This is a genomic window from Bradyrhizobium sp. SUTN9-2, from assembly GCF_003122645.1.
GTDB classification, from domain to species: domain Bacteria; phylum Pseudomonadota; class Alphaproteobacteria; order Rhizobiales; family Xanthobacteraceae; genus Bradyrhizobium; species Bradyrhizobium yuanmingense.
Window position 1 is genome coordinate 109,202 of the sequence record NZ_LAXE01000001.1, and the last position, 7,538, is coordinate 116,739.

A 7,538-nucleotide genomic window follows, 5' to 3' on the forward strand; every position below is an offset into this window, starting at 1 on the left:
CTCTGCTTCATCCGGGGCCACACGTCGGCGGTCGGCGACGTTGTGGATACTGCATTCGGCTCGACCTGAGAGCACCTCCGTCCGCCTCCTGCTCGATATGGAGCTCAGATGGCGCATCGAACGCGACTATCAAGCAACGGTCGCCGTCAGCATTATGTGAAGGCGCGATGATTGCGGCTTCCATTACCACGCCATGTTATGCATCGCGCCCGAAGGAGGACGTTTCCGTCCTCCCGATCTCACGGCTGGAGTCCGAAAAACCTCAAACTTCTCAGAAATCAAAGCCCCTGCAGTCCCTCTCAGAACCGAGCGTCATGCCGAATTTGGTCACTACCATGGCAGCGGCTCCTCAAGAGCGTCGTTGGCTCGACGCCTAGTTGTCCGAGTTTGCGCAATCCGAGCAAGGCCCATGCGTCCGATCTGTGACGCCTCAAGAATTGGTTTTCATGTCCGATTTGACAGGATGGTAGCCTCGCGTGCGCCGTCATGCGCAATATTATGAGTGCGCCGCTTTCGGCCCTCGACGAAGCACTCGCCCCTTGCAATTCACTCTCGTACGAGCAGTGGAGAACAGAGCTCTCCAGCTGCACAAGACAGGTGGGACCGCACAAGACCCCCTCACCTGGAGATCGATGATATTCATTGAGCAGTTTTGCCGGGCTCCATAGCGTCGATATTCTTCAGCATTAGCTCGCGCAAGAGCGTCGATCCGGGGATTCTGACTTTCTTGCCGTCGCGCAGTATGCCGATTGCAGCGAGCAGCTTGCGGATATCATAGGTCGAATTGAACACCTCCGGCACACCGCGTTCAACGTTGAGGAGCGTGTAGGCGGCTTCCATCGCAGTGCGAACTGAGTATTCGGTCGTGAAGATGCAATCGCGCTCCGCCGACGCAGAAAACTGGCCGATGAAGGCAAAATTGACAGCGCCTTTGGGCACAACATTTGGTCGATCACCCGCCTGCCGCGGCATGAAGAAAGATGTGACGTAGGGCATCATCACCGGCACTGTTTTTGCGGCTGTCGCGGCCAGTCCCGGTATTTCATCGATCGGCACGCCGAGGTGATACAACCATTCCTGCGTAATTTCCTCGCCCGTGCAATCTTGCATCGGTTTGTTCACGTAATCGCCGGGCTTGTCGACGAAAATTGAATAGAGCCAGACGACGATCTGATCACTGGGCTGGTGCTTGAAATGCGGTTGACGGTTTACAGTCCAACTGAGCAGCCAGTTCGAATCCTTCGCCGTGACGACCCCTCCCGTGACGACCTTGCCGCTGAACGGATCGCGTTTGGCGATCTTGCGGATATAGGCCGGAATGCGCGCGTCAAGAGTCGTGATCGTTGCCGATTCCCATTTTGTTGCAGGGATATTGCCGCCGAAGACGTCCGGGCGGCCGAAAGCCGCGTCCTTGGCCGCAATACGCCGCCACAGATCCCAAGCTGGCGCCGGGCCTTCGTCAAGCCTGGAGGGCGTGTGATGGTCTCCCTTGTCCGAGTTTTCAGTGAGCGACCCGATCGTTATGAATACAAGATCGTCGGCGCCAAGGCCGATACCGCCGGCGACGCCATCCTCCAGCCAGTGGATGGCCGTGGCCTGCTTGCATCCGGCCTTTAAGTCGAAATCGACATCGGTGACTTCGACGTCGTAGCGGAAGTTGACGCCCTGCTCCAACAGCCATTTGCACAACGGTAGAACCAGCGATTCATACTGATTGTACCTGGTAAACTTCAGCGCACTGAAATCCGGCAGGCCTCCGATATGGTGGATGAACCGATGCAGATAAAGCTTCATCTCCAGGGCGGAATGCCATTCCTCAAAGGCGAACATCGTCCGCCAATAAAGCCAAAAATTGCTGAAGAAAAACTCTTTCCCAAACACTTCGTCGATGCGCTTGCTCTCCATCTCCTCACGGGAGGCAAGAAAGACAGCAATCAATTCCTTCTGCGCTTCTTCACTCAGAGTGAAAAGGCCGTCGGTACGCGCATCCTGTCCCTGGTTCACCGTCGCCCGCTGCAGCGAGTAGTTCGGATCATCCTTGTTCAACCAATAGAATTCGTCGAGCACGCTGGCACCTTCGATTTCCAGCGACGGGATCGACCGGAACAAGTCCCATAGGCACTCGAAATGATCCTCCACCTCGCGGCCGCCCCGGATCACGAAGCCCCCTCCCAGGTCTTGGTTACCGTCGAGCGCTCCACCGGGGATCTTCAGCCGTTCGAGAATGGTGATCCGGTCGCCACGCATATGGCCATCGCGGATCAGGAAGGCCGCACCGGAAAGCGCCGCCAGGCCCGCACCGACCAGCCACGCCGTCTTGTTGTCCGCACCTTCGGGTTTGCGGGGGCGGGCAAAGGCTTCGTAATTTCCGCTACCGTAATACATGGAACATTCCGTCCGATTTGATCAACAATCCTTGGGCTCATTAAAAGGTGTTCTCGGGCGCCAGGCATTTGCGCGGGACGCCGATCGTTAGACCGCCATCGATGACGATCTCGTAACCGGTAAGGTAGCTGGACTCGTCGCTGAGTAGGAACAAGACTGCCTGCGACACTTCCTGCGGCTCGGCTGCCCGCCCGAGTGGAACGGGGAAAAGGGAGGACTCGAAGCTCTCGGCCATCGGGGTGGCAATGAAGCCGGGATGGATCGAGTTGATGCGGACTCCCGAGGCTGCGGCTTCCAGCGCAGCGGATTCTGTTATGCCCCGAACGCCGAGCTTGGAAGCGACATAGGCGTGGAGCCCGGCACTGCCCCGCAGCCCCTCGACCGAGGAGATGTTGACGACCGAACCTCCGCCGGCGCGCCTGATGGCCGGTTGACTAGCCCATGCAGCGCGCCGAAGCGCCGCTCGGCGCTTGCGACCGCCTCGGCCCACTCCTTCGGCTGGGTAACGTCCTGAGGGACATAGAGCGTGGATTCGCCCAGTTTAGCGGCGAGAGCCTCTCCTTCTATATGAAGAGTATCAGTGATTACGACCCTCGCCCCCTCAGCCACCAGCAGACGCGCGTGAGCCGCACCCATCCCGCGAGCTCCGCCGGTCACCAGAATAACCTTGTTCTTCAAACGTCCCATGATCCTTGCCTCGTGCCGTTGGTCAATGGCGGTGCAGCGTCTTCCAGGCGTCGAAGAGGACGCGGGGATCATGCTGGCCCTTATAAAAGGGCGAGACCGGACGCTGGATGTCGAGCAAGCCCAAAACGGCGGTCTGCGCCGCGCGCACGGAATATTCGACGGTAAAGACAACGTCGTCGGGAATCTCGCAGAACTGGCTGATGAAGGCGAGGTTGCGCGATCCCTTCGGGATGACCTTCGGCCGGTCGGTCCTCACGCGCGGCATGAACTGGGCGGTAATGTAAGGCATCATCGCCGTTATGACGCGCGAAGTGTCGAGGATGTGCGGAATACTCTCTGTGAATCGCAGGTGCGAAAGCAATTCGATGAGAATTTCACGCCCTGTGCACTCCGACATGGGCTTATGCACGAAGTTACCCGGCTGATCCGGGAAGAGCCCATAGCCCCACCACACCAAGACATTCTTCGGCTGTTCGTAAAAGTGCGGTTGACGATTAAGGACGACGGTCAGGAGCCAATTGGAGTCTTTGATCGTTACCAGTCCGCCCTTGCCGGCTCTGCTGCCGGAAAAGGCTTCGAGCCGGTCGAAGAAGCTCGAATCGTCCGCCGTGACTGTGAAGGATTCCCATTTGGACTGGTCGATCCTGGAAACGAAGACGGCGGGGCACCCGAAGTCTGGACTCTTGACAGCCAGACGTTCCCAAAGTTCCCACGAACCTCCATTTCGCGTCGTATTCAGCGCCGGAACCGTGTCCATCGAACCGTAGCTGGTATCGGATGTCATTGATCCGTTGGTCACGAACACTAGATCCTGTTCAGCCAGATCGATGACGCGATCTTCACCGTCCTGCCGATAGTGCAAATGCGTCGCGGTCTTCTGCCCGCCTTCGATCACAACATCAATATCGGTCACTTCCGCCCCCATCTCGAGCCGCACGCCCCGGGCCTTCAACCATGCGACGATCGGGCGGACCATGGCGTCGAACTGGTTGAACTGCGTGCGGTAAATGCCCGCCATAGTGTCGATCGTCGAGAACAGATGCAGGAAGCGTAGACAGTAGCGCTTGAACTCGATCGCACTGTGCCAAGGCGCAAAAGCAAAGGTCGTGGACCAGATGAACCAGAAGTTGCTGCGGAAAAAGTGGGGTTCGAACCAGTCCTGGATCGTCCTGATGTCGAGCACCGATTCTGGAGTCGCGCAAAGCGCGATCAGGTCGAGCCGATCCCTCTCCCTGAAACCCAGATCGGAGACGTCGACGATCTGACCGCCCGAAACCAGACGCGCCCTGTCGTTCCAGAAGAACTCCTGATGGAACTCCATCAGCTCGTCCTTCGCTGATTTCATGGGGTCGGCAATTGAGGGGATGAAGGACAACAGGTCGTAGGTGCAATTGAACCTTTGCTCGAACATGCGGCCGCCGCGCATGACGTATCCATCCTTCGGATTGCCATGCGCGTCGAGGCTTCCGCCGAACAGCTCCATCTGCTCGAACAGAACGATATTCGAGCCCGATAGCCCGCCCTCCTTGACGAGGTAGGCCGCTGCGGCCAAGGCAGCGATCCCTGTTCCGACCAAATAGGCGTTGCGAGGAGCCACCTGCTTCGGTGGATCAAGGCGGGAAACGAGAGAAGCAGAGCACATAAAGTTCTCCGGCATGTAGCGGTTGGAAATATAGATTCCATGCAATCGGCGCGCCGATGGCGGCGCGTGCTAAAAATATGATCGCGAACCACCGTTCCCGAGACTGCATAATCAGCAAGCGCCGAAGCTCTTCGACGTACACAAGCCATATGCAGACGCCGTCGGGCGCCTGACCATAAGCAGCAATAGCGCCGCGTTGATCGGGATCGATCAAATCATACCAGCAGCGGCTGTGCGTCGCGCAAGGAGCTGGTTGCGGGCCCTGCTTGAAGACCGAATGCAAGCGTCGTCATGTCGGGTTTCCAACCGACCCGTCGCCAACCAGACAAGCCAGAAAGCAACCGGACAAGACGGAAATTGAGTTGGTTCCGGTTGTCGCTTTTGCCAAACCCGACCATATTGCAGCACGACGATGCCAAGGTGACGTTACAAGGTGCTTGGTCAGCGACCGGGTCGAGTTCGAGCGCAAGCACTAGCGGTCCTTGCGCCTCGCTAAAGTCTTTCGGGATGGCGCGGCACTCTTCGCCTAAATTAGAGCCCGTGAGCCTTCATTTCGTCTGCAAAGGTGCTCCAAACTCTGAGACTTCGGGCTGTGAGGCTGGCACTGGCCAGTTCTCTCCAGGACTTCCGCACCTCCATCCAACGGCCCTTTCGAGCGGGCAGGGTGTCGAGCATTCTCTCGGCAATCGGTGCAAGGCGCGCGGCTTCCGAGTTCGGGTCGCACTTAGCATCTTCGAGAATTTTAAGAGCGGTCGTTTCGGACCGCCTCCACCCCGACTCGGTGAACCTGCTCTCCGCAAAATACTCAAAACAGGTCCGGAACGTCAAAGCGCGGCCGATGATCGTATGGGCTGGCAAGCCCGCCTCACTCAGCCACCTCCGAAGACAGTCACACCACTCTCGGCTGCTGAGGTCGATAAGGTCCGCACCTTCGAAGACCAAAAGCGCCGCCATGCCAGCGATCTCGCATTGCACCCCGTCGTCCTGTTTTTCGAACCAAGCCCGGATTGCATGCAACGGCGTCACCGGCCGATTCACAACCGGCACCTGCGCCGTGCCGGCGCGATGGAACTGAACCACGTTTTCCAGCGGTGGCATGGCCACGGCCTCCCTCTGCGTCCCACAAGACCCAGCGCTCAGCGATCTTCTTTGCCTCTTCGGGAGACCTGCTTCGCCAAAGCTCCTTGAGCGCCTCATCGACGTAATATGAGACGTCAGCTTTCAGACCGCATGTACGTGCTATTGCCGCGAGACGACCGGCATCAATCAGCCGTGCCGCGAAATTGTTCTCTGCGTTCATTTGCCGAGGCCTTGCGTGCCCTTTCTAGTGCGTCCCGTTCATCCGGCTCGATGTGATCAAACCAAGAGCCCGGGGGAAATGTCGCAATACGCTTGGCAAGGAAGGATTGCGGCTCCCACTCTTGTCCATCGCGTTTCTCGAAGGTGATGACCCCCTCGCGGGTAAAATAACGGGGTCCCGGAATATTGCAGTTCACCAAAAGCAGCACGCGCCACAGATCACCTGTCGTGGCCTGATTCTCGTCCACCTTCGGCAAGTAATCCACGCTAACAGGTTCAACGATCGTGCAACGGCCGTGCCCGAGGAGATTACCCAGCTTGCCTTGCGCGGTCGTGACGACGTTGAAATTGGTCGGATCATGCAGAAAGCGAAGGTTCACGTTCTTTTCGCCGTCAGCGACTTCACCGCCAATCAATGAGAGCGCGAAGGCCCGCCAGCTCAATTCCATCGGCTTCGCATATGTCGACGCAATCTTAATCGCTCCGTCCGGTCTGACCTTCCAGGTGATCACGTATTCTTCGAGTGATCTGTGGTGGCGGTGCCTAGTCCACGAAAGAAAGACATACTCAGTTGATCAATTGCTCCGACAACTCCCCACGTTCGTGGGACGAAGTGCGCCACCTTCGCGACCCTGGAAATAATTCGTTCTACTGGCTCGCCGTCTTGTGCTCGCCACATCGACTTGACCTTGTCGATTAAGTGGATTGTCGTCGGCGCGAACACTGTTGCTCGTGGCGGCCTCAGCCAGGCAGATCAGCAGCAGGCCTAAACAGAACCAAAGCACGCGTCTTCCAACCATTCTGTTCATAAGTCCGCCCATCCACTCTTGTCGACACGCCAGTTCTAAAGCGGACCGACCGCCGAACGCGCTATTCGCGAAAGATAGAAGTTAGCGGCGACGTGACGCAGGTGCCCGCCAGTGTCGCGCACGAGCAGGCGCCGTCCCCCGTCTATGTCACGCGCCGCTAACCTCGGGGGCCAGCCACAGCCTCAACTTGCGATGGTGGCCATGCCCAAGGGAGGGCACCCCGGGCATATCGAGGGGCTGCATTCTTCGTGCCAAGCAATGGCCGGCAGTTGGCACCATGTTCGTGTTGGCCTTGCCTGCTTTCCGACTTGTGCACGTCTTAATGCTTGCACCTAGCGCCTATCCAGAACGACTTCATGTCGATCGTTGTCGGCCTCGCAATCATCGACAGCGCAAGCGAACGTCTTGGTGCCAGTTCCGGCACGGATGAAAAGCCCCTAGCTTACCGTCATCGCCGTTGTTTGAGTCGGCGCTGTTGCAACAAGGTTGACGCTCAAGCCCGGCCGCGCTTTTGCACGCATGCGACCAAACTTCCAAGGCGGCGACTTGGCGCTCCTGAGGGCGGCATCGCTGAGAATCGCGCACCGGCCGGAATTTGGTCGCTAAGCTGTTGATCTGAAAGACTGAACGACTCCTCGACCGACAGCGCGTGATGCTCTTTCGGCCGGAAGGCTGTTAGTTCGAGCGCGGTTGTTTGAGAGTGTAGGGGCGACGAC

The 7,538-nt window shown here is 58.1% G+C and carries 4 protein-coding genes and 1 pseudogene; all 5 read right to left on the bottom strand.

What is annotated here, in order from left to right; all coding sequences use genetic code 11:
- Nucleotides 1-639 precede the first annotated feature (639 nt).
- Complete coding sequence (locus XF30_RS00520; protein ID WP_109141625.1) at nucleotides 640-2,385, bottom strand: oleate hydratase; 1,746 nt, start codon at nucleotides 2,383-2,385, stop codon at nucleotides 640-642.
- Between the two features lie 40 nt (nucleotides 2,386-2,425).
- A pseudogene (locus XF30_RS40020) lies at nucleotides 2,426-3,144 on the bottom strand (SDR family oxidoreductase).
- Entirely contained in the window at nucleotides 3,095-4,729 is a 1,635-nt protein-coding gene (locus XF30_RS00530; RefSeq protein ID WP_204524537.1) for an oleate hydratase, read from the bottom strand. Before XF30_RS00530 ends, XF30_RS40020 begins: the two are co-directional and overlap by 50 nt.
- A gap of 516 nt (nucleotides 4,730-5,245) precedes the next feature.
- Nucleotides 5,246-5,812, bottom strand: coding sequence for a hypothetical protein (locus tag XF30_RS00535; protein WP_109141626.1), 567 nt, complete (start codon nucleotides 5,810-5,812; stop codon nucleotides 5,246-5,248).
- Between the two features lie 164 nt (nucleotides 5,813-5,976).
- Nucleotides 5,977-6,525 carry a hypothetical protein gene (locus XF30_RS39000; protein ID WP_225138611.1) on the bottom strand — a complete coding sequence of 183 codons (549 nt, stop codon included), beginning with the start codon at nucleotides 6,523-6,525 and terminating at the stop codon, nucleotides 5,977-5,979.
- Nucleotides 6,526-7,538 lie beyond the last annotated feature (1,013 nt).

Excerpts from the sequence above, each read along its gene's own strand:
- XF30_RS00535 (WP_109141626.1), bottom strand. The coding sequence starts at position 5,812 with ATGCCACCGCTGGAAAACGTGGTTCAGTTCCATCGCGCCGGCACGGCG.
- XF30_RS00530 (WP_204524537.1), bottom strand. The coding sequence starts at position 4,729 with ATGCCGGAGAACTTTATGTGCTCTGCTTCTCTCGTTTCCCGCCTTGAT.
- XF30_RS00520 (WP_109141625.1), bottom strand. The coding sequence starts at position 2,385 with ATGTATTACGGTAGCGGAAATTACGAAGCCTTTGCCCGCCCCCGCAAA.